Here is a 22,652-nt window from a genome sequence, read left to right on the forward strand (position 1 = left end):
AATATAATATATGAAAACCCCTTCATCCAAGGAGTAATTTTGGACGAGAGTAGTTATGCTATTCTCGTCACTTCCCTTTATGCCAATGTAAGTCTGTTTATATATGATAGAAAAAAACCGTTATTTTTCTTCTCTCTATTAGTCATGTTAATATAGAGAGAGGACAGGAACGGTTTTTTTCTGTGGAAAAAATCGTTTCAAATATGTATGGGGAGGTTTGTAGTTTGGAAAAAAAAGTCGTATTAGTAGATGGTAATAATATCGCGTATCGTGCTTTCTTTGCACTACCGCTTTTAAATAACGACAAAGGTATACATACGAACGCAATTTATGGTTTTACAATGATGTTAATGAGGATACTAGAGGAAGAAAAACCGACGCATATGCTTGTGGCGTTTGATGCGGGGAAAACAACATTCCGTCATAAAACGTATAGTGATTACAAGGGAGGGCGTCAAAAGACTCCACCTGAGTTATCAGAGCAATTCCCGTTTATTCGTGAGGTGCTTGATGCATTCAATGTACCGCGTTATGAGCTGGAAAATTATGAAGCGGATGACATTATGGGAACGTTAGCGAAAGAAGCGAGTGAGCAAGGGTTTCATGTTAAAGTTATTTCAGGAGATAAAGATTTACTGCAACTTGTTTCAGATAATACACTCGTATGTATTCCTCGCAAAGGGATTACGGAAGTAGATGAATATACGAAAGAAGCTTTATTTGAGAAATATAGCTTATCACCAAAGCAAATTATCGATATGAAAGGTTTAATGGGAGACCAATCGGATAACATTCCAGGTGTACCAGGTGTTGGTGAGAAGACAGCCATTAAATTATTAACGCAATTTGAAACAGTAGAAGCAGTATATGAAAACTTAGATCAAGTGAGTGGAAAGAAATTAAAAGAAAAGTTAGAAGCGAATAAAGAACAAGCTCTTATGAGTAAAGAACTTGCGACTATTATTACAGACGCACCGATTACTGTGCATGTAGATGATATGGAATATAAAGGGTATGAACCAAGCGATTTGATTCCAATGTTCGAGAATTTAGGATTTACATCCCTTTTAAATAAGTTAGGTGTTACGCCGGAGGAAACGGCTCCAGCTGAATTAGATGATATTACATTTGATATTGTAGAAGAAGTTACAGAAGAAATGCTTCAGCAAGATAGTGCGCTTATTGTTGAAGTGCAAGAAGATAATTATCATAAAGCCGATATTCAAGGTTTTGGTATTCAAAATGAAAATGGTTGTTACTTCATTCCAGCCGATGTTGCTCTTAAATCGGATGCTTTTAAAGAGTGGCTTGCAAATGGAGAAATGAGAAAACATACATTTGATGCGAAGCGTGCTATCGTTGCTCTCAAGTGGAAAGATGTAGATATTCAAGGGAGTGACTTTGATTTATTAATTGCCGCTTATTTACTTGATCCAGCCGATACAGATAAAGATTTCCGTACTGTAGCGAAAATGAAAGAAACGCATGCCGTAAAATCTGACGAAGAAGTTTACGGGAAAGGTGCGAAGCGTGCTGTTCCGGAGCTAGAGGTAGTAGCGGAGCATGTAGCTCGTAAAGTGCATGTATTATATGATGTAAAGCAAACGTTCTTAGAAGAATTAAAAAAGAACGAGCAATATGAATTATTTACGGAATTAGAATTACCACTTGCACGTGTATTAGCCGATATGGAAGTGAAAGGTGTAAAAGTTGATACGGAGCGTCTTCGTAATATGGGAGAAGAACTTGCAGGTAGATTAAAGGAAATGGAACAGGAAATTTATAAGCTTGCGGGAACAGAATTTAATATTAATTCACCGAAGCAACTTGGGGTTATTCTGTTTGAGAATTTAAACTTACCAGTTATTAAAAAGACGAAAACAGGTTATTCTACGTCGGCGGATGTGTTAGATAAACTTATGGATCGTCATGAAATTATTCCAAATATTTTACATTACCGTCAATTAGGAAAGCTAAATTCAACTTACATTGAAGGTTTATTGAAAGTTGTACATGAAGATTCATCTAAAATCCATACTCGCTTTAATCAAGTGTTAACGCAAACAGGTCGATTAAGTTCAACAGATCCGAACTTACAAAATATCCCGATTCGCTTAGAAGAAGGAAGAAAGATTCGTCAGGCATTCGTTCCATCAGAAGAAGGATGGATCATGTACGCGGCTGATTATTCACAAATCGAACTTCGTGTGCTTGCTCACATTGCAAATGATCCAGGGTTAGTTGAAGCGTTCCAACATGACATGGATATTCATACGAAAACAGCTATGGATGTATTTGGTGTTGGGAAAGATGAAGTAACATCTAACATGAGACGACAAGCAAAAGCTGTTAACTTCGGAATTGTGTATGGTATTAGTGATTATGGTCTTTCGCAAAACTTAGGAATTACAAGAAAAGCAGCAGCGGAATTTATTGAAAAGTATTTAGAAAGTTTCCCTGGTGTACAAGAATACATGGATGAAATCGTAAAAGATGCGAAACAAAAAGGATATGTGGTTACATTATTAAATCGTCGCCGTTATATTCCGGAAATTACGAGTCGTAATTTCAATTTACGTAGCTTTGCTGAGCGTACAGCTATGAATACACCAATTCAAGGTAGTGCGGCTGATATTATTAAAAAAGCGATGATTATTATGGCAGATCGTCTAGAAGAAGAAGGATTACAAGCGCGTCTTCTTCTGCAAGTACACGATGAATTGATATTTGAAGCACCAAAAGAAGAAATTGAAAAATTAGAGAAGCTTGTACCTGAAGTAATGGAGCATGCAATTGAACTAGCCGTTCCATTGAAAGTTGATTATTCTTACGGTCCAACTTGGTACGATGCGAAATAAGGACGTGATGAAATGCCGGAATTACCAGAGGTTGAAAACGTTAGACGGACGCTTGAAAATCTTGTAACAGGAAAAACGATTGAAGATGTCGTTATTACTTATCCCAAAATAGTAAAACGACCGGATGATGCAGAAATTTTTAAAGAAATGCTAAGAGGCGAGACAATTGAAAATATAAAGCGAAGAGGTAAGTTTTTGCTTTTGTATGTAACGAACTATGTAATTGTTTCACATTTGCGCATGGAAGGTAAGTTTTTACTTCATCAAGAGGATGAGCCAATTGATAAACATACGCACGTCCGTTTCTTATTTACAGATGGAACTGAATTACATTATAAAGATGTGAGAAAGTTTGGTACGATGCATCTCTTTAAGAAAGGTGAAGAGATGAATCAAATGCCTCTTGCTGACTTAGGCCCGGAGCCATTTGATGCTGAATTGACACCGCAGTATTTACAAGAAAGATTGCAAAAAACAAATCGTAAAATAAAAGTCGTATTATTAGATCAGCGTCTTTTAGTAGGGCTTGGAAATATATATGTAGATGAAGTGTTATTCCGTTCTCAAATTCACCCAGAACGAGAAGCTGCATCTTTAACAGAAGAAGAAATAGAAAGAATTTACGAGGCGATTGTTACAACGCTGGGCGAAGCTGTTAAGCGAGGCGGAAGTACAATTAGAACGTATATTAATTCACAAGGACAAATTGGTTCGTTCCAGGAACTTCTAAATGTATATGGGAAAAAAGGAGAACCGTGTGTGACTTGCGGTACGCTATTAGAAAAAACAGTTGTTGGCGGAAGGGGAACACATTACTGCCCAATTTGCCAACCTAGAATATAGAAAAGGGATAACATCGGATAGGCATTTGTCATATACATAGAGCAGAGCTATGTATAAGGGAGGAGCTTACCGATGTACCTTTATTTATCTCTTATTTTATTAGCTTTTACATTAAGCTTAGATAGCTGTAGTGTAGGGCTAACATACGGGTTAAGGAGCGTAAGAATTCCACTAAGATCAATTATAATTATCGGGATCTGTTCAGCAGCTGTAATGCTCGTTTCCATGGGGATTGGACATATGATCGCGAAAATATTTTCACCTGTTATCGCAACGCGTATCGGCGGATTTGTTCTTATTGGAATAGGTATTTGGGTATTATATCAATTTTTTCGAAGTGATAAAAAAGAAGAACCGAAGCAAGAGGAGAAGGTTTGGAAACTAGAAATTGCTTCGCTAGGGTTAGTGATTCAAATTTTGCGGAAGCCGACTGTTGCAGATTTTGATAAATCAGGAACTATCTCTGCAGGAGAAGCGCTACTTCTCGGTATCGCTCTTTCTATAGATTCGTTTGGTGCTGGAATTGGTGCATCTTTATTAGGTTATGCACCCGCGATGATGGCGGTATTAGTCGCGGTTATGAGTTCTTTATTTTTATTTATTGGAATGAAGCTCGGTACGATTTTATCAAATATGAAATGGTTACAAAAATTTACATTCCTGCCTGGGGTATTACTCATTATTATTGGAATTTGGAAAATGTAAGTATGGGCGTGGAACATTAGTTTCGCGCCTTTAATATTGTGAGGAGGATTATTATGACAGTAGTAATTGGATTAACAGGAGGCATTGCAAGCGGAAAAAGTACGGTATCAGAAATGTTTCGTGAAATGAGTATACCGGTTATTGATGCAGATATTATTGCGCGAGAAGTTGTAGAACGAGGAAAACCGGCATATAACAAAATTATAGAGGTGTTCGGAACGGAAGTGTTACAAAAAGATGGAGAGCTTGATCGACCAAAGCTTGGGAGTGTCGTTTTTTATAATGAAGAAAAACGATTGCAGTTAAACGAAATTGTTCATCCTGCAGTGCGTGAAGAAATGAATGCACAAAAGGAGATGTACATAAAAGAAAGTATGCAAGCGGTTGTGTTAGATATCCCTCTTTTGTTTGAAAGTAAATTAACAAATCTCGTTGATCGTGTTTTAGTTGTAGCAGTCACACCGAATACGCAATTGGAACGTTTAATGAAACGAAATAACTTTTCAGAAGAAGAAGCAACGGCTCGTATTCAATCTCAAATGCCATTAGAAGAAAAAGTAAAGAAGGCAGATGAAGTAATTTATAATGATGGCACAATTACTGGAACGAAAACACAATTAGCCTCTATTTTGAAAGAATGGAACATTATTGATTAAAAAATTGTGAAATTAATGAAAATGCTTAGTGACATATCTCCTTTTTGTGTTATACTATTATTGGGATTGGAGATAAATAGTATAACGCATTCAAGGGGGATAACATATTATGACTCGTGTGGCAATTAATGGATTTGGACGTATCGGGAGAATGGTATTTCGTCAAGCAATAAAAGAAAGCGCATTCAAAATTGTAGCAATAAATGCAAGCTATCCATCAGAAACGTTAGCGCATTTAATTAAATATGATACAGTTCATGGAAAGTTTGACGGAACAGTGGAAGCATTTGAAGATCACTTACTAGTTGATGGGAAAATGATTCGCCTTTTAAACAACCGCGATCCAAAGGAGTTGCCTTGGAAAGATCTAGGTGTTGAAGTTGTAATTGAAGCAACTGGTAAATTTAACTCTAAAGAAAAAGCAATTCTTCATGTTGAAGCTGGAGCGAAAAAAGTTATTTTAACAGCACCTGGTAAAAATGAAGATGTAACAATCGTAGTTGGTGTGAACGAAGACCAATTAGATATCACAAAGCATACTGTTATTTCAAATGCATCTTGTACAACAAACTGTTTAGCGCCTGTTGTAAAGGTGTTAGATGAGCAGTTCGGAATTGAAAACGGTTTAATGACAACTGTTCACGCTTATACAAATGACCAAAAAAATATTGATAACCCACATAAAGATTTAAGAAGAGCGCGTGCTTGCGGACAGTCTATCATTCCAACAACGACGGGTGCTGCAAAAGCGCTAGCAAAAGTTCTTCCACACTTAAACGGAAAACTTCATGGTATGGCCCTTCGTGTACCAACACCAAACGTGTCTCTTGTTGATTTAGTAGTAGACGTAAAACGTGATGTAACAGTTGAAGATATTAATGAAGCGTTCAAAACTGTTGCAAACGGTGCATTAAAAGGAATTGTAGAATTCTGCGAAGAGCCTTTAGTGTCTATCGATTTTAATACAAATACACACTCAGCTATTATTGATGGTTTGTCTACAATGGTAATGGGTGATCGTAAAGTGAAAGTACTTGCTTGGTATGATAACGAGTGGGGCTACTCTCGTCGTGTTGTAGATCTTGTAACGTTAGTTGTTGATGAATTAGCGAAACAAAAAAATGTGCAACATATTTAAGTGAACGAGAGAGGGCAAGTGAAAATTTGTCCTCTTTTTTATTTTTTTCTGAAAAGGAAAAAAATTATATAAGTATATTTTTAAATAGTGGACATACCACGAAACGTTGGGATTACTGTATTCGTGAATCATTAATTTTTTTTAGGGAAAAGTAAAGAGGAAAATATGACAGAAAATCGAAAAAACTGTTGTTGCAAAATGAAAATAAACAAAGTATACTAACACTCGTAAACTTAAGAGCTGAGGTACGTAGTCACTACTTAAAGGGTTAGGACCTCTCTGGACTAACTTTCCCCCGTGGTAGTGGAGCAAGCCAAATTGCAAATTAGTTTTCAATTCGAACAGTTAGAATAAATTTACAAGGGGGAACTGTAGAATGGATACTATGGATACGATGGGTCGTCACGTGATTGCTGAACTTTGGGATTGCGATTTCGACAAGCTTAATGACATGCCGTATATTGAACAATTATTTGTGGATGCAGCACTAAGAGCTGGTGCTGAAGTACGTGAGGTTGCTTTTCATAAATTTGCACCACAAGGTGTAAGTGGAGTAGTAATTATCTCGGAATCACATTTAACAATTCATAGCTTTCCGGAGCACGGTTACGCAAGTATTGATGTTTATACTTGTGGGGATCGTATTGATCCAAATGTTGCTGCAGAATATATTGCAGAAGGTTTAAACGCGAAAACGCGTGAGAGCATCGAGCTTCCTCGAGGCACTGGTAGCTTCGAAATTAAGCAGAGAGAAACAAAAGCTCTTTAAAAAAGAACATAATTGATTTAAAATGTAAAGAGGTGTATAATGCACCTCTTTTTTAGTTTATATAAAATAGGATCACGATATGTAATAACTTAGAGTGGTCATTATAGAAGAATGAGTTATATAATATTGTATATATATTTTCACATGTAGGTGAGTAGCGAAAGAATAAAGATTATAGTGTAAAGGAGTGAATGAATTGCGTTGTCCATCCTGTTTTCATAATGGAACAAGAGTGTTAGATTCGCGTCCGGTAGACGAGGGGCGCTCTATTCGAAGAAGAAGAGAGTGTGAAAGTTGTTTAAGTCGCTTTACGACATTTGAAAGAGTAGAAGAATCACCTCTTATCGTTGTTAAAAAAGAAGGAACACGAGAAGAGTTTAATAAAGAGAAAATTTTACGCGGTTTAATTAAAGCGTGTGAAAAAAGACCTGTATCTTTAAGGCAGTTAGAGGAAGTAACACAAAGTGTGGAGCGTGAACTTCGTAACTTAGGTATATCAGAAGTGAAAAGTGATATGATTGGTGAAATTGTTATGGAAGAACTTCGTGATATTGATGATGTTGCTTACGTACGTTTTGCTTCTGTGTATCGTCAATTTAAAGATTTAAATGTATTTATTGAAGAATTAAAAGATATACTGCAAAAAGAGAGAGAGTAGAAGGAATCTCTTTATATACTGTAAGTAAACGAGATAAGAGAGCTAGAAGCGGAAGCTAATAGCTCTTTTTCGCTAATAAATTATATAATAAAGATAGAACGAGTGAAATGTAGGTTAGATTGGATGAGAGAAAGGAAAAGCAAGAATGGAAAAACAGTCATGGATGGAGCTATTGCCGATTGATCGTTATAAAGTAAGTGCGAAAGGGTTGTTACATAATTACGACCGGAAAGTATTAACGATGTTGTATCAGCCGTTAATAGGTAGTAGAGCTTTTAGCTTATACATGACACTATGGGGAGAGTTAGAGCAAGATCGTGTGTTTGGAAAAGAGAATACACATCACTCCCTTATGGTGACTATGCAAATGCAACTTCCTGAAATATATGGGGAACGAGTAAAGTTAGAAGCGATTGGTCTTTTAAATGTATATATTAAGAAAGAAAAAGATATTCGAATGTTTATATATGAATTGCAACCACCTTTATCTCCGAAGCAGTTTTTTGATGATATTGTTTTAAGTATCTTTTTATATAATCGCTTGAGTCGGACAAAATACAACCAAGTAAAGCAATATTTCTTAGAAGAAGAATTCGATTTTGCTTCTTATGAAAATGTTACGCGCTCCTTCAACGATATATTTGATTCGTTTAACCCAGGTCAGTTTGAATATGCGCAAGAAGAACTGCGTATCCCGAAAACGACAATTATGCCAAGTAACGAGAATGGGGATGCTCCGAAAGTTTGGAACGATTTCTTTGATTTCTCTTTATTTGTAGACGGACTATCAGCCCTTGTTCCTAAAAAGGCGATTACAGATCAAGTGAGAGAATGTGTTATTACACTCGCTTATGTGTACGGTGTGGATGTGTTATCGATGCAAAATATCGTTCTTGGCGCAGTGACAGAAGTGCAAACAATTGATATCGAAAGGCTTCGGAAGGGAGCACGCGATTGGTATCAATTCGAAAATGGTCAAGCGTTACCTGTATTAAGTGAAAGAGTGCAACCTCATGCTGCTCGTACAATGAAAGAGAAAGAGCCATCTACGCAAGAAGAGATGCTAATGAAACAGTTAGAGGAAATCTCGCCAAAACAACTATTGAAAGAGATTTCAGGCGGTGCAGAGGCGACGAAAGCGGACTTGCAAATCGTTGAGGATGTAATGATAAATCAAAAGTTAACGCCAGGGGTTGTGAATGTACTTATTTATTACGTTATGCTACGCTCAGATATGAAGCTTGCTAAAACGTATGTCGAGAAGATTGCTGGACATTGGGCGCGAAAAAAGGTCGGTACAGTAGGCGAGGCGATGGCGCTAGCGAAAGAAGAGAATCGTCAATATCAAGAGTGGGCTGAGACGAAGAAAAAAGGTCGTACAGCGAAGAAAACAGTGCGAAAAGAAATGGTACCAGATTGGCTTAAAGAAGAGTCGAAAGAAGAAGAGAAAGAACCTGTAAAAAATGACGTAAGTGCGAAAAAAGATGCAAGTACGTTAGAAGATGAACGGAAACGATTAGAAGAAGTATTGAAAAAATATAAGCGTGATTAATAAAAGAAAATGAACGCTCTTTGAGGTGAGAAAATGGAGCATATTCAAAATTCATTTACGAAATTAATGGAAAATAAAAACTTTAAAAATAGATATGAAGTCTTAAAGGCAGAAGTGATGGCGCACCCTCGTGTGAAAGAATTTATAGACGAACATAAAGGTGAAGTAACGACTTCTATGATTGAACGAAGTCTTGTGAAGTTATATGAATATATTGGACAAAGTGTAGGGTGTGCGGATTGTCCAGATTTAGGGTCATGTAAAAATATGCTACAAGGATATGAGCCGAAGCTCGTCATTCAAGGTAAGATGATTGATATTCAATACGATCGTTGTATTAGAAAAGTAGCATATGATGAGAGAAAAAAATATGAAAAACTCGTTCAAAGTGTATATATGCCAGTTGACATTTTGCAGGCAACTATGGAAAATTTAGACCCTTCAGATTTAGATGCACGTATTGATGCAATAGGTGCAACAAATGAATTTTTAAACACATACGAACCAGGTAAAAAAGCACAAGGTTTATATTTGTACGGTAAATTTGGTGTAGGGAAAACGTATCTTTTAGGGGCAATTGCAAATGAGCTTGCGCGAAAGAAAATTAGTTCGATGCTCGTATACTTCCCTGAATTTTTACGTGAAATCAAAAGTTCGATTCAAGATAATTCGATTAGCGGAAAGATTGATGCTGTCAAACGTGTACAAGTATTAATGTTAGATGATATCGGGGCAGAAGCGATGTCAAGTTTTGTACGTGATGATGTACTCGGTGCAATCTTGCAATTCCGTATGTTGGAAAACTTACCGACGTTCTTTACATCTAACTTTGATTTCAAACAGTTGGAACATCATTTAACGTATACACAGCGCGGTGAAGCAGAAGAGATGAAAGCGGCCCGTATTATGGAACGAATTAAATATTTAGCGAAGCCAATCCCAATTGGCGGGAAGAATCGTCGTAATAAGTAAAGAGCGAGCTGAGAAGCTTGCTCTTTTTTATCCCGCTATTGGCGGGCAGTAAGATTCCCACCTCAAAATTCGGCTGTAAAGCAAAGAAGTTAGGTGGGAGCCATGCTGCCCGTAAAAGCCCGATTGGTGCGGGCTAATAATCAGTGGACGATGGACAAAACCTCCACTGATTAAAGTTTCACTTTATTTTAATCATTTTTTCAGAGTAGCTTGTATCATTTTTTTCTCCCTCCCTTAATATATATAAAATTAGCAAGCCATATCGAGTGGATGTTCTAACAATGGGAGATAGGTTTCTACTAAGAGTGAACTTCCATAGATCGGACTCTTATAGGATTTGTAACGTATAGATGCAATCCTTTAGAGCGGGGATAAAAGGGGGGACAAAAGTGATTGAAATTTGCTTCGAAGAAAAAAATGATGCTGTGTACGTATACAGACAACTAACGAAAAGAACAGAATCCTTATATAAGGAAACAAGTGTATATTTAAACGAACAAAAGGTTGTTATTCATATACCATTATGTGAATCAAATTATATTGAAAAGATTTTATTGCCAGTATTACTATATTTCATTATGAATGTGAAACAAAATGAATGGATTCATACCATTTTAAAGGAAAAGTTTTTTTATGAAGAACAAGAAGAGTGTCATCAAATATTGCATATGGCACATGAGATTTTAAAGGAAAGAAGAAAAGGAGTAGCTAGTGATTTAACACGTCAAAAATTTGAATCTTATATTGCGTCGTCTTTGAATGATTGGCTTTGTGATCCGCTCTCATTCTCGTTTTCATCATACGTTCGTTTTCGTCTTCGTACATATAGGGAAATGGTAACTAAGCTTGCTGAAGTTGCAATTGATGAGTATAAGATGGAGCAGGAATACCAAATATTCATTGAGACACTTCGCCAACAAGTAAGTAGCCGGAAATCACGTTTGTCCTGTGTACATCTTATTTTTGATGAAAGTTTTATTTTCTATGATGATAAAGGTAGGCGTTTAAAACAGGAGAAATTGGTTCAATATATAGATGAAGAATTATTAAAGAAACAGGATGTATATATCGATACGAAAGTAATTGCACCACTTCTTTCTATTTCGCCGAAAAAGATTTATTTATATACGAAAGAACAAGATCATAATATGATTATTACTTTGCGAAATGTATTTCAGGAACGAGTGCAACTACATGGATTACATGAATTTGAGCGCAATGTGAAAAATTTAAAAAATAAAGGTAACGCCCTTGATTTTCTAAGTTTTTGAGCATATAATTACCTACATAAATGAAATATATTGAAATGTTATGATGAGGACATGGGTAGTTTTCTACGATTTTCAGAGAGGGAAGCCTTAGGGTGTGAGCTTCCTAGTACGGGATAATTACTTACCACCTCTAAACTTTAGCAGTGAACGTTTTTCTAGTAATTGCTAACGGACAACACCGTTATGTTGAACTTGAGCAATTAACAATAATGTTAATTGGAACAAGGGTGGAACCACGAATTCAACACTCGTCCCTTTTTATGGGATGAGTGTTTTTTATTTTGAAAAAAAAGAGGAGTGACCAGTGATGGCAGATGTAGTTAAAATTACTTTCCCTGATGGAGCTGTGAAGGAGTTTCCAAAAGGAGTAACAACTGAAGAAATCGCAGCTTCTATTAGCCCAGGCTTAAAGAAAAAAGCTGTGGCTGGAAAATTAAACGATGAGATGATCGATCTTGTTACACCAATCGAAGAAGATGGTGCAGTTTCTATTATTACATTAGATTCTGAAGATGGCTTATATATTTTACGCCACTCAACAGCTCACCTTTTAGCACAAGCGTTAAAACGTTTATATAAAGATGTTAAGCTTGAGCTTGGCATTGGTCCAGTAATCGAAAATGGCTTCTACTACGATATTGATATGGAAGAAGCAATTACAGTTGAGGACTTCAAGAAAATCGAAAAAGAAATGCAAAAAATCGTGAACGAAAACTTAGAAATCGTTCGTCATGAAGTACCGCGTGCAGAAGCGCTTCGTCGCTTTGAAGAAATCGGCGATGAGTTAAAATTAGATTTAATTAACGATCTTCCAGAAGATGCAGTTATTTCAATTTATGAGCAAGGCGAATTCTTCGACCTATGCCGTGGTGTTCATCTTCCATCTACAGGGAAAATTAAAGTATTTAAATTATTAAGTGTTGCAGGTGCTTACTGGCGCGGCGACAGCAATAATAAAATGTTACAACGTATTTACGGTACTGCATTCGTTAAGAAAGCAGAATTAGATGAGCACTTACGTATGCTTGAAGAAGCGAAAGAGCGCGATCACCGTAAATTAGGTAAAGAGTTAAAACTATTTACTAATAGCCAAAAAGTAGGACAAGGTTTACCACTTTGGTTACCAAAAGGTGCAACAATTCGCCGTATTATCGAGCGTTACATCGTTGATAAAGAAGCAAGCTTAGGCTATGATCACGTATACACTCCAGTATTAGGAAGTAGAGAGCTTTATGAAACTTCTGGTCACTGGAACCATTACCGTGATGGCATGTTCCCATCAATGGAAATGGATAATGAAGAGTTAGTTCTTCGTCCAATGAACTGCCCTCACCATATGATGGTTTATAAAAATGATATTCACAGCTACCGTGAGTTACCAATCCGTATTGCGGAACTTGGAACAATGCACCGCTATGAAATGTCTGGAGCATTATCTGGATTACAACGTGTACGCGGAATGACTTTAAATGATGCGCACATTTTCGTTCGTCCAGATCAAATTAAAGAAGAATTAAAACGTGTTGTAAACTTAACGTTAGAAGTGTACAAAGATTTCGGTTTAGAAAACTATTCATTCCGTCTATCTTATCGTGACCCAGCAGATACTAAAAAGTATTATGCTGATGATGAGATGTGGGAAAAAGCACAAGGTATGTTAAAAGAAGCTATGGATGAAATGGGTCTTGATTACTATGAAGCTGAAGGTGAAGCGGCATTCTATGGTCCGAAACTTGACGTTCAAGTTCGTACTGCTCTTGGAAAAGACGAAACACTTTCAACTGTACAATTAGACTTCTTACTTCCAGAACGCTTTGAATTAACTTACGTTGGTGAAGACGGTAAACAACATCGTCCAGTTGTAATTCACCGTGGTGTTGTATCAACTATGGAACGTTTCGTAGCCTTCTTAATTGAAGAATACAAAGGCGCATTCCCAACTTGGTTAGCTCCAGTTCAGGCGCAAGTAATTCCAGTTTCTCCGCAAGTACATTTAGACTATGCGAAGAAAGTACAAGATGAATTACGACGTGCTGGTATCCGTGTTGAATTAGACACTCGTGAAGAGAAAATTGGTTACAAAATCCGTGAAGCACAAATGCAAAAGATTCCGTACATGCTTGTAGTAGGTGACAATGAAGTTACTGAAAATGGCGTTAACGTACGTAAATATGGTGAACAAAAATCAGAAACAATCGCATTAGATGCGTTTGTTGACATGATTAAGGTAGAAGGAAAACGATAAGAAAGAGCCGCGGTATACCGCGGCTTTTTTATGTATTATAAAAAAGAAAATCTAGAAAAAATAACCAAACAATACTTATCATAAAAAAGTATTGCAAGTATGCTGGTTGTTTGTTACAATATTTCTTGTTGTTAGTAAAACACATCGCGTCTTCTTGACAGACGTCATGTCCTATGATAAACTCATCAAGGATAATAGAATATGGTTTTGACAAGTAGAAGCACCCGCTTCTCACCTGATGGACGCATTCGCAGTTAGCAGGTAAATGTATTTCTTACTAAAGATATTACAAGTGTGGGTGCCGTGTGCCCGCACTTTTTTTGTTCGGGTTCTACAATTGCAAAACGTATTCTAAGAAAACCTTGGAGGTGGCTTACTATTAGCAAGGATATGATGATTAACGAGCAAATTCGTGCACGTGAAGTACGCTTAGTTGGCGCAAACGGCGATCAACTTGGAATCAAGTCTCGTAATGACGCTTTAGACTTAGCTGCAGGTCTTAATCTTGATTTAGTATTGGTTGCTCCAAATGCGAAACCACCAGTATGCCGCATTATGGACTACGGTAAATTCCGCTTTGAGCAACAGAAGAAAGAAAAAGAACAGCGCAAAAATCAAAAAGTAATTAGCATGAAAGAAGTTCGTTTAAGTCCAACAATTGATGAACATGACTTTAACACAAAACTTCGTAATGCTGTCAAGTTTTTAGAGAAAGGCGACAAGGTTAAAGCGTCAATTCGCTTTAAAGGACGTGCCATTACTCATAAAGAAATCGGTCAACGTGTTTTAGATCGCTTCTCAGAAGCTTGTGCTGAAGTTAGTACAATTGAATCTAAGCCTAAAATGGAAGGACGTAGTATGTTCTTAGTTTTAGCACCGAAAAACGATAAGTAATAGATAGAGGAGGAAATACCTATGCCTAAACAAAAAACTCATCGCGGCGCTGCAAAGCGTTTCAAAAAGACTGGATCTGGTAAACTGAAGCGTTCTCACGCTTACACAAGCCATTTATTCGCTAACAAATCTACAAAAGCTAAACGTAAACTACGTAAAGCTGGTGTAGTTAGCGCTGGTGACTTCAAACGCATTCGTCAAATGCTTGACAACTTAAAATAAGTTCGGCTGATATATAGAACAAACTAGGAGGTAATATTATGCCAAGAGTAAAAGGTGGTACAGTTACTCGTCAACGTCGTAAAAAAGTTATAAAATTAGCAAAAGGTTACTACGGTTCTAAGAGTACATTATTTAAGGTTGCTAACCAACAGGTTATGAAATCTCTAATGTATGCATTCCGTGACCGTCGTCAAAAGAAACGTGACTTCCGTAAATTATGGATTACACGTATCAACGCAGCAGCTCGTATGAATGGTCTTTCTTACAGCCGCTTAATGCACGGTTTAAAAAATGCTGGCATCGAAGTTAACCGCAAGATGCTTGCTGACTTAGCTGTTCATGACGAAAAAGCTTTCGCTGAATTAGCAACAGTTGCAAAAAACAACATTAACTAATTGTTTAAAACCTTAGAAGATTTTCTTCTAAGGTTTTTTTATTTACATTTATTGTAAAACCCTCCACTTATTATCGTTATTTCTTGCTCAAGTATATTAAGATGTGCTTGTAAGAAGTTTTGTAACTATAACGAGGAGGCTTTTACATGAAAGTAGGAAAGATTAACGGATGTGTCGTTATCGATATGACAAAATCAATATAAAAGCTATAGCGATATAAAAGAATATATATATAAAGTCAGGAGAATCCTCCTGACTTTTTTTATCCCTCTATTTGCGGGCAGTAAAACTCCCACCTCAAAATTCAGCTGGAGCAAAGAAGTTAGGTGGGAGATCAACTGCCCGTAAAAGTCCGATTGGTTCAACTAATAATAAGTGGGGATGAACAAAACCCCCCACTTATTAAAGTTTCACTTTATTTGAACTCATTCGTGAGAAGTGCATCTTTCCTAGCAGAAACGACACTGCTATAATGGAAAGATGATATGGAACTTTCATCAAGTGAACAATATATGAGTGATGATTGAAACGTATTTGCAAATTAAGGACAAGCTATCTTTATAAAGATGTAGGTAGCTGACTTGTTAATAAGAAACGAAAAATAATAATGAACTTTGAGATGAAACAACATTGTTGCGGAAAATGCGATGTTGGAGGAGGACAATAGAATGGACTTACTACAACTATTTAAATTACAAAAAGAATTAGATGACCGTATTGTGAAAGAACATGACTTACAACCGAAAAAATTGTTAAAAGAAAAAATGTTAGCTCTTCTTGTAGAAATTGGAGAACTTGCAAATGAAACACGTTGTTTTAAATATTGGAGCAATAAACCAGCTTCAGAACGTGAAGTAATATTAGAAGAATACGTAGATGGTTTACATTTTATTTTATCAATCGGAATCGATTTAGGAATTGATAAAAACTTCTTATTCTATAAATGTGCGCAAACGAATAAAACACAAGTGGAAATTTTCTTAGACACATATGCGAAAGTAATTCGTTTTACAGATCAACCTTCTATTACGAACTATATTGAACTATTTACAAGCTATCTTCGCCTTGGACAAGCGCTTGAATTTGAACAAGATGAAATTGAAAAAGCATATTTAGATAAAAATGAAGTAAATCATCAGCGTCAAACACAAGGATACTAATTTAATTTTTGAATATTTCAATTTCCTTTTGTATAATAAAGTGACTGAAGAAAAAGGAGGGTGTTGGCAATGATAAAATTAGACGAGACATTGACAATGCTAAAAGAATTAACAGACGCACGCGGTATTGCGGGTAACGAGCGCGAACCACGTGAAGTAATGAAGAAATATATTGAGCCGTTTGCAGATGAACTTTCTACTGACAATTTAGGAAGTTTAGTTGCGAAAAAAGTTGGGGAAGAAAACGGTCCGAAAATTATGGTTGCAGGTCATTTAGATGAAGTCGGCTTTATGATTACGCAAATTGATGACAAAGGCTTCCTTCGTTTCCAAACGGTGGGTGGCTGGTGGTCGCAAGTTATGCTTGCACAGCGCGTAACGATTGTAACGCGTAAAGGAGATGTAACAGGTGTAATTGGTTCAAAACCACCGCACATTTTACCTCCAGAAGCTCGTAAAAAGCCAGTTGAAATTAAAGACATGTTCATCGATATTGGTGCTTCTAGCCAAGAAGAAGCGATGGAGTGGGGCATCCGACCAGGAGATCAAGTTGTACCGTACTTCGAATTCCAAGTGATGAAGAATGAAAAGATGTTACTTGCAAAAGCATGGGATAACCGAATTGGTTGTGCAATTGCAATTGACGTATTAAAACAATTAAAAGATGAAAAGCATCCAAACGTTGTATACGGCGTTGGGACTGTACAAGAAGAAGTTGGTCTTCGTGGTGCGAAAACATCTGCAAACTATATTAAGCCAGATATCGCATTCGCAGTAGATGTAGGTATTGCTGGTGATACACCAGGTGTAACGGCAAAAGAAGCACAAAGTAAAATGGGCGATGGTCCGCAGATCATTCTATATGATGCTTCTGTTATTGGTCATACAGGTTTACGTGATTTCGTTGTTGATGTTGCGGATGAATTACAAATTCCATATCAGTATGATTCTGTAGCGGGCGGGGGAACGGACGCAGGAGCAATTCACATTTCTGTAAATGGTATCCCATCTATGGCAATTACGATTGCGACACGCTACATTCATTCTCATGCAGCGATGTTACATCGTGATGATTATGAAAACGCAGTGAAGTTAATTGTAGAAGTTATTAAACGTCTTGATAAAGAGGCTGTACATAACATTACATTTAATTAATAGAAAAAAGCGAAGGATAACCTCCTTCGCTTTTTCCATTTTTAAAACGGTCTTTCTAATCCTGCTGCAGTATGAGCTCCTAAAATAATTAAGCGAGTTAATTGCATTGCCATGAAATGTGGGGTATAAATCATGCCTCTTTTTAACCATGACATAATCATTCCGATATGAGCGCCTGTAACATAACTAATAAGAATATCACGAGGGACCATAAGGTCTTCATCATCTGGCTGGGAAATAGATAGGCTTAATGTTAAATGTGTTTGAATTGTTTTCATCATTTTATAAGAATAGTTTCCAGCTGCCTTATCGCCGAGCATAACGTTATAGAAATTAGTATTGTCTGCGATATGCTCAAACAAAGCTAAAAAAGTTGGATGCGGTGAATCAAAAGTGAGCTGAAAATCTTCTTTATTTCGATTTTGTGGTTTAATTACTGCAGCTAGTTTTTCTAACATTTCTTCTATGCTTTTTTCTAATAAATCATATTTATCATGGTAATGGCTATAAAATGTAGCACGATTTACAGGAGCACGTTCCGCGATATGTTGCACAGTTACATTTTCGAAGCCCTTTTCGCCTACTAAAGCGACAAAAGCATCCTGTATGAGTTGTCTCGTTCGTTTTACACGTGGATCATTTGTATTTTTAATAGACATTTTTACTTCACCTCGTTTAATTTTTTAACCTTAAACAACACATGTATAGTGTAATGTTGTTTAAACAACATATAGGTTTAAATTGTTGGTTGTAGATTCGGGATAATTATTTATAATTATAAACGATAGTCCTTTAGAAATCAGCACCGCTAGGATGCAGACAAAACATAGTTTGCTTCGTAAAAGGTGTGCTTTTTTTGTTTAAAGGTTAATATAATTAACAATTAAACAATATAAACACTAAGGATATAAATAGTTTAGAAAAAAATTATATGCGATATAAGGAGAGGAATGCAATGAATCAGTTTCGAAGAATGGTAATTATCAACATTATCACATTAATTGTATTAGTTGGCGGCGGTATTGGCGGTTATTACTATTACAATCAAGCGGAAAACTATTTAAAAACAGAAAATGCAAAGATTGACGGGAAAGTAATCCCAATTGCATCACCAGTAGCAGGTAAATTAACAGACTGGAAAGTTGAAGTCGGAAAAAATTACAATGAGAACGATAAATTAGGTGCGGTTACTGTAGCAGGAGCAAATGGTGAGCAAACAGTAGATGTAACAATTCCGCAAAATGCAACAGTTGTACAATCAAATGCAACAACTAATGCGTTCGTTGGGGCAGGTAGCCCAATTGCTTATGCATTTGATATGAGCAATTTATGGGTAACAGCAAATATTGAAGAAACAAATATTGATGATGTTCAAAAAGGCCAAACAGTAGATGTGTATGTAGACGCATACCCAGATACAACGTTAACGGGAAAAGTAGAACAAGTTGGATTAACAACAGCGAATACATTTTCGATGTTACCATCAAGTAACGCAACAGCGAACTATACGAAAGTAAAGCAAGTTGTACCAGTTAAAGTTTCTTTAGATCATAGTAAATCAGTAAATATTGTTCCTGGAATGAATGTGTCAGTTCGTATTCATAAGTAAGGGGGAGATGAGATGTCCTCAATTGCAATTGTAGGATATGCACTATTTTGTATAATCGTCTTCTTCCTTGTAAATCGTCTTTTACGAAAGAAAAAAACGAATGTGGGAGAAGAACAAGTCCCAGCCGTAGGTAAGATAGAAGTAAGTCAAGCAGAAACAGTAGAGAAAGAACTTGAACAAAAACAAGAAACAGAAGCTTCTAACGTAGTGGAATTAGAAACAGGGAAGCAAGAGCAAGTAAAACAGGAAAAAGAAATGCTGAAGAGACAATTGCCGGTAGAGAATGTGAATGTAAAAGCAGTTGTAGCTGTATTAATTCTCGGTATGTTCGTTTCTATTTTAAACCAAACGATCATTAATGTTGCACTGCCTCCATTAATGAATGAATTTAACGTATCAACTTCAACAGCACAATGGTTAATTACAGGCTTCATGCTTGTAAACGGAATTTTAGTACCAATCAGTGCATTTTTAGTTTCACGATTTACGTATCGTAAATTATTCATAGCAGCAATGTTATTCTTCACTGTAGGATCTATCATTTGTGCTACATCAGGAAACTTTACAATGATGATGACAGGCCGTGTTATTCAAGCGGTTGGTGCAGGTATTTTAATGCCAGTTGGTATGAATATCTTCATGACATTATTCCCGCCTAATAAACGCGGAGCAGCTATGGGGTTACTTGGGGTAGCGATGATTTTAGCACCAGCTATCGGACCAACTGTAACAGGTTGGGTAATTGAAAACTATAGCTGGAACTTAATGTTCTATGGGATGTTTGTTATCGGTTTAATTATTACGTTCTTATCTTTTAAATTCTTTACACTAGCTCAGCCAGTGTCTAAAACAAAGTTAGATGTATTCGGTGTTATTAGTTCAAGTATTGGACTAGGTAGCTTACTGTACGGATTTAGTGAAGCTGGAAATAATGGCTGGACTAGTGCAGAAGTTGTTATAACACTTATCATCGGTGTCATTGGTTTAGCTGTATTTATTTGGAGAGAGTTAACAACAGACAATAAAATGCTTGATTTACAAGTGTTTAAATATCCGACGTTTACTTTCACATTAGTAATTAATGCGATTGTAACGATGGCCTTATTCGGAGGTATGTTATTACTTCCAGTATACTTGCAAAACATTCGCGGTTTTACACCGATGGAATCTGGTTTATTATTACTTCCAGGATCATTAATTATGGGGATCATGGGACCAGTTGCAGGTAAACTATTTGATAAGTATGGTATTCGTCCGTTAGCAATTGTCGGATTAGCCATTACAACATATGCGACATATAAATTTACAACGTTATCGATGGATACACCGTATAGCGTTATTATGACGGATTATATTATACGCTCAATTGGTATGTCATTCATTATGATGCCAATTATGACAGCTGGTATGAATGCACTGCCGATGAAATTAATTTCTCACGGTACAGCAACGCAAAATACGTCAAGACAAGTAGCTGGTTCAATTGGAACAGCGATATTAATCACGCTTATGACGCAACAAACTACTGCTCACGTAGCGGATTACGGCAATATGTTAACAACGTCAAACCCGATTTTAGTTGATAAAGTACACGGTATGGGCCAAAGCTTAGCGGCATTAGCCGGATCAGCTCAAGCAGGAGATGCGATGAGTACACAACTATTATTCGGACAAATTTCAAAGCTATCTGCAATTAACGGTATTAACGATGCCTTCTTAATTGCAACTATATTAGCCGGTATTGCTTGGGTGTTATCGTTCTTCTTACCATCAGGCAATAAACCAAATAGAAAAGCAGGGAATTAATTTCCCTGCTTTTTTGTCTTTTAAAGAGTTAGATATAAAAAATGATAACCAGCTACGGAGCACAGCCCTGTTATAAACAAAATTGTTCCCATAGCACGAATGCTGGATATTTGTCTTCCACTTATAATAGCTAATAGTCCAGCTAAAGAGAAGAAACACCAATATAAAGTTCCTGAAATTGGAACCATCCCCTCTAAATCTATTCCAAAACCTATACAAATGATAGGAACAAAGATAAGCGATATGCTAATCAAACCAGCTATAATAGTAAGTGATTTACGATATTTAATGCCAGCAATAATTAAAAAAATGCCAACGATGAATTGGCATAACATCAAAGTAAGAGCCAAAACCATCCAAGTTAATATTCAAAACACTTCTGTATTACCTCCGATAAAATATTATATATAGAATGAATCCCCTACAGACATAAGTACCCAGAAAATAACCCCTAATATGCCAGCGATAAAAATAATGAATCCCATATTACGTATACTTTTAATCTTTGCCTGTAATCCATTTAATCCTGCCAATAATCCAGTTAAAGAAAACAGTATCCAATATAAAGTAGTTGAAATAGGGAGGATCGTATCGCTATTCACCCCCATGCCCCAAAAAACAAAAGGTAGTGTGACAAAAGATAGGCTAAGTAGCCCCATTAAACCCACAAATAATTTAAGATGTTTAATGCTAGTAATAATTAAAAAAATACCGCCGAAAAATCCGCATAAAACAAGAAGTGGCATATAAAAAATCCAAAGTAAGCTCGACATAAATAAGCTCCTTCTATGGTGATGAGTTATATTTTACTACATGAGGTTTATTTTGGATATTATTAATAAATATGTATAAATTGATAGAAATGAGAAGTGATGATACGAATTAATAAAAGAGGTATCGCGATGACACCTCTTTCTAACTCAAGAATGCCAACATATTATTCATAATATGAAATAACATAGCTGGAATAATGGATTTTGTTTTTTTACATAAAATAGCCATTAATAATCCCATGAAGAAAGTAATTACCATTACTCCAAGTGAGTATGTATGAGCGATACCGAAGAAGAAGCTTGTTAAAATGGCTGCAATCCAAAATGGAAAGCGCTCTGAGAAGAAGCGAAGTATAAAGCCACGGAAAATAAGTTCTTCAAAAATTGGTGTGAGTATAGCGAAGCCGAGAAGTAATAATATTTGATACTGCTTAAAAACGTCTAAGTTTAGTGCGGAAGATTGCTGCTTCGTTGCGTCTTGGAACACATAATTTAACAAGATGTAATTGAGTATAATGTTTATAGCGAAGAAAAGAAGTAAGTATACGTATGTACGCCATTCTTTAAGTACTTTAAAGTTAAAAGATTTTAGTAGTAATTTTTTTGCGGGTTCGAATTTAAAAATGAAGAATAACAACACGGCTAGTTGTAATACGATACTTGCAGTATTTGCAATAGATTCATACAGGGCAATTTGTTTTTTATCTGTAAGACCGGCTGTATAAATTGTTAAGGGCATTGCGAGGAACACAGTAATAAGTCCGGTTCCGAAAAAAGCGAATAAAACGGAGCTAATAAATTGTCCCCATGACATAGAGTATTTCTGCTCATTAGAAAGTTGTGTAACGGGTTGCATTTGTAAAATCACCTCTTTATATTTGTATATTTAATTATAAAGCATTTTGTTTTCGGGTGTAATATTTAAATATTACATATAAAGGTGTATTTTTCGTGAAAATAATAAAAGAGGT

22 protein-coding genes and 2 other annotated features are annotated in these 22,652 nt (G+C 36.3%); of the genes, 18 read left to right on the top strand and 4 right to left on the bottom strand.

The annotated features are described in order from the left end of the window. Positions 1-224 precede the first annotated feature (224 nt). From polA to B5P42_RS09860, 16 genes are all read left to right on the top strand, one after another. Entirely contained in the window at positions 225-2,858 is a 2,634-nt protein-coding gene (gene polA, locus B5P42_RS09785; RefSeq protein WP_113734125.1) for a DNA polymerase I, read from the top strand. A 12-nt stretch (positions 2,859-2,870) separates the two neighbouring features. Next, positions 2,871-3,701, top strand: a complete 831-nt coding sequence (gene mutM / locus B5P42_RS09790) for a DNA-formamidopyrimidine glycosylase (protein ID WP_088293478.1) — start codon at positions 2,871-2,873, stop codon at positions 3,699-3,701. A gap of 72 nt (positions 3,702-3,773) precedes the next feature. Then, complete coding sequence (gene ytaF, locus B5P42_RS09795) at positions 3,774-4,406, top strand: sporulation membrane protein YtaF (RefSeq protein ID WP_002129352.1); 633 nt, start codon at positions 3,774-3,776, stop codon at positions 4,404-4,406. Positions 4,407-4,459: 53 nt separating this feature from the next. After that, a complete protein-coding gene (gene coaE, locus B5P42_RS09800) occupies positions 4,460-5,062 on the top strand; it encodes a dephospho-CoA kinase (protein ID WP_113734126.1) in 603 nt (200 codons plus the stop codon). Positions 5,063-5,171: 109 nt separating this feature from the next. Next, complete coding sequence (locus B5P42_RS09805; protein ID WP_016102975.1) at positions 5,172-6,200, top strand: glyceraldehyde-3-phosphate dehydrogenase; 1,029 nt, start codon at positions 5,172-5,174, stop codon at positions 6,198-6,200. Between the two features lie 385 nt (positions 6,201-6,585). Then, positions 6,586-6,969 (top strand): adenosylmethionine decarboxylase, encoded by a 384-nt coding sequence (gene speD / locus B5P42_RS09810; RefSeq protein ID WP_002003660.1) that lies wholly within the window; start codon positions 6,586-6,588, stop codon positions 6,967-6,969. 196 nt (positions 6,970-7,165) lie between these two features. Further along, the gene (gene nrdR / locus B5P42_RS09815; RefSeq protein WP_001203686.1) at positions 7,166-7,627 is read left to right on the top strand and encodes a transcriptional regulator NrdR; all 462 of its coding nucleotides are present in this window, start codon (positions 7,166-7,168) and stop codon (positions 7,625-7,627) included. Positions 7,628-7,772: 145 nt separating this feature from the next. Next, positions 7,773-9,179 carry a replication initiation and membrane attachment family protein gene (locus B5P42_RS09820; RefSeq protein WP_002015474.1) on the top strand — a complete coding sequence of 469 codons (1,407 nt, stop codon included), beginning with the start codon at positions 7,773-7,775 and terminating at the stop codon, positions 9,177-9,179. A 33-nt stretch (positions 9,180-9,212) separates the two neighbouring features. After that, complete coding sequence (gene dnaI / locus B5P42_RS09825; protein ID WP_002015473.1) at positions 9,213-10,151, top strand: primosomal protein DnaI; 939 nt, start codon at positions 9,213-9,215, stop codon at positions 10,149-10,151. 389 nt (positions 10,152-10,540) lie between these two features. Continuing rightward, the gene (ytxC, locus tag B5P42_RS09830; protein ID WP_002088921.1) at positions 10,541-11,422 is read left to right on the top strand and encodes a putative sporulation protein YtxC; all 882 of its coding nucleotides are present in this window, start codon (positions 10,541-10,543) and stop codon (positions 11,420-11,422) included. Positions 11,423-11,453: 31 nt separating this feature from the next. Beyond that, positions 11,454-11,681: a binding site (T-box leader), on the top strand. A gap of 48 nt (positions 11,682-11,729) precedes the next feature. Next, positions 11,730-13,667 (top strand): threonine--tRNA ligase, encoded by a 1,938-nt coding sequence (gene thrS / locus B5P42_RS09835; protein WP_002190845.1) that lies wholly within the window; start codon positions 11,730-11,732, stop codon positions 13,665-13,667. Between the two features lie 206 nt (positions 13,668-13,873). Beyond that, positions 13,874-13,994, top strand: a sequence feature (ribosomal protein L20 leader region). Positions 13,995-14,057: 63 nt separating this feature from the next. Further along, positions 14,058-14,561: a translation initiation factor IF-3 gene (gene infC / locus B5P42_RS09840; protein WP_002015470.1), complete on the top strand. Its 504-nt coding sequence runs from the start codon at positions 14,058-14,060 to the stop codon at positions 14,559-14,561. 21 nt (positions 14,562-14,582) lie between these two features. After that, a complete protein-coding gene (gene rpmI, locus B5P42_RS09845) occupies positions 14,583-14,783 on the top strand; it encodes a 50S ribosomal protein L35 (RefSeq protein ID WP_001125945.1) in 201 nt (66 codons plus the stop codon). A gap of 38 nt (positions 14,784-14,821) precedes the next feature. Next, positions 14,822-15,178 (top strand): 50S ribosomal protein L20, encoded by a 357-nt coding sequence (gene rplT / locus B5P42_RS09850; RefSeq protein ID WP_001138364.1) that lies wholly within the window; start codon positions 14,822-14,824, stop codon positions 15,176-15,178. A 668-nt stretch (positions 15,179-15,846) separates the two neighbouring features. Further along, positions 15,847-16,338: a dUTP diphosphatase gene (locus B5P42_RS09855; protein ID WP_002015469.1), complete on the top strand. Its 492-nt coding sequence runs from the start codon at positions 15,847-15,849 to the stop codon at positions 16,336-16,338. 69 nt (positions 16,339-16,407) lie between these two features. Beyond that, positions 16,408-17,493: a M42 family metallopeptidase gene (locus B5P42_RS09860; protein ID WP_002088917.1), complete on the top strand. Its 1,086-nt coding sequence runs from the start codon at positions 16,408-16,410 to the stop codon at positions 17,491-17,493. 41 nt (positions 17,494-17,534) lie between these two features. Here the strand turns inward: B5P42_RS09860 and B5P42_RS09865 are convergent, their stop codons facing one another. Next, entirely contained in the window at positions 17,535-18,152 is a 618-nt protein-coding gene (locus B5P42_RS09865; RefSeq protein ID WP_002015467.1) for a TetR/AcrR family transcriptional regulator, read from the bottom strand. Between the two features lie 296 nt (positions 18,153-18,448). Here B5P42_RS09865 and B5P42_RS09870 point away from each other — a divergent pair, with 296 nt between their 5' ends. Together B5P42_RS09870 and B5P42_RS09875 are read left to right on the top strand one after the other, a co-directional pair. Further along, positions 18,449-19,102, top strand: a complete 654-nt coding sequence (locus B5P42_RS09870; RefSeq protein WP_060751310.1) for an HlyD family secretion protein — start codon at positions 18,449-18,451, stop codon at positions 19,100-19,102. A 12-nt stretch (positions 19,103-19,114) separates the two neighbouring features. Beyond that, positions 19,115-20,908: a DHA2 family efflux MFS transporter permease subunit gene (locus B5P42_RS09875; RefSeq protein ID WP_113734127.1), complete on the top strand. Its 1,794-nt coding sequence runs from the start codon at positions 19,115-19,117 to the stop codon at positions 20,906-20,908. 20 nt (positions 20,909-20,928) lie between these two features. On the opposite strand, the gene B5P42_RS09880 is transcribed toward B5P42_RS09875, so the two are convergent. The 3 genes from B5P42_RS09880 to B5P42_RS09890 all read right to left on the bottom strand — a co-directional run bounded on the left by B5P42_RS09880 (position 20,929) and on the right by B5P42_RS09890 (position 22,537). Then, positions 20,929-21,264, bottom strand: coding sequence for an ammonia permease (locus B5P42_RS09880; protein WP_113734128.1), 336 nt, complete (start codon positions 21,262-21,264; stop codon positions 20,929-20,931). A 45-nt stretch (positions 21,265-21,309) separates the two neighbouring features. Further along, positions 21,310-21,681: a hypothetical protein gene (locus B5P42_RS09885; protein ID WP_002165001.1), complete on the bottom strand. Its 372-nt coding sequence runs from the start codon at positions 21,679-21,681 to the stop codon at positions 21,310-21,312. 142 nt (positions 21,682-21,823) lie between these two features. After that, on the bottom strand, positions 21,824-22,537 hold the full coding sequence (locus B5P42_RS09890; RefSeq protein WP_113734129.1) for a CPBP family intramembrane glutamic endopeptidase: 714 nt from the start codon (positions 22,535-22,537) through the stop codon (positions 21,824-21,826). Positions 22,538-22,652: the final 115 nt, after the last annotated feature.

The sequence above is a fragment of the Bacillus sp. SRB_331 genome, from assembly GCF_003264175.1.
GTDB classification, from domain to species: domain Bacteria; phylum Bacillota; class Bacilli; order Bacillales; family Bacillaceae_G; genus Bacillus_A; species Bacillus_A mycoides.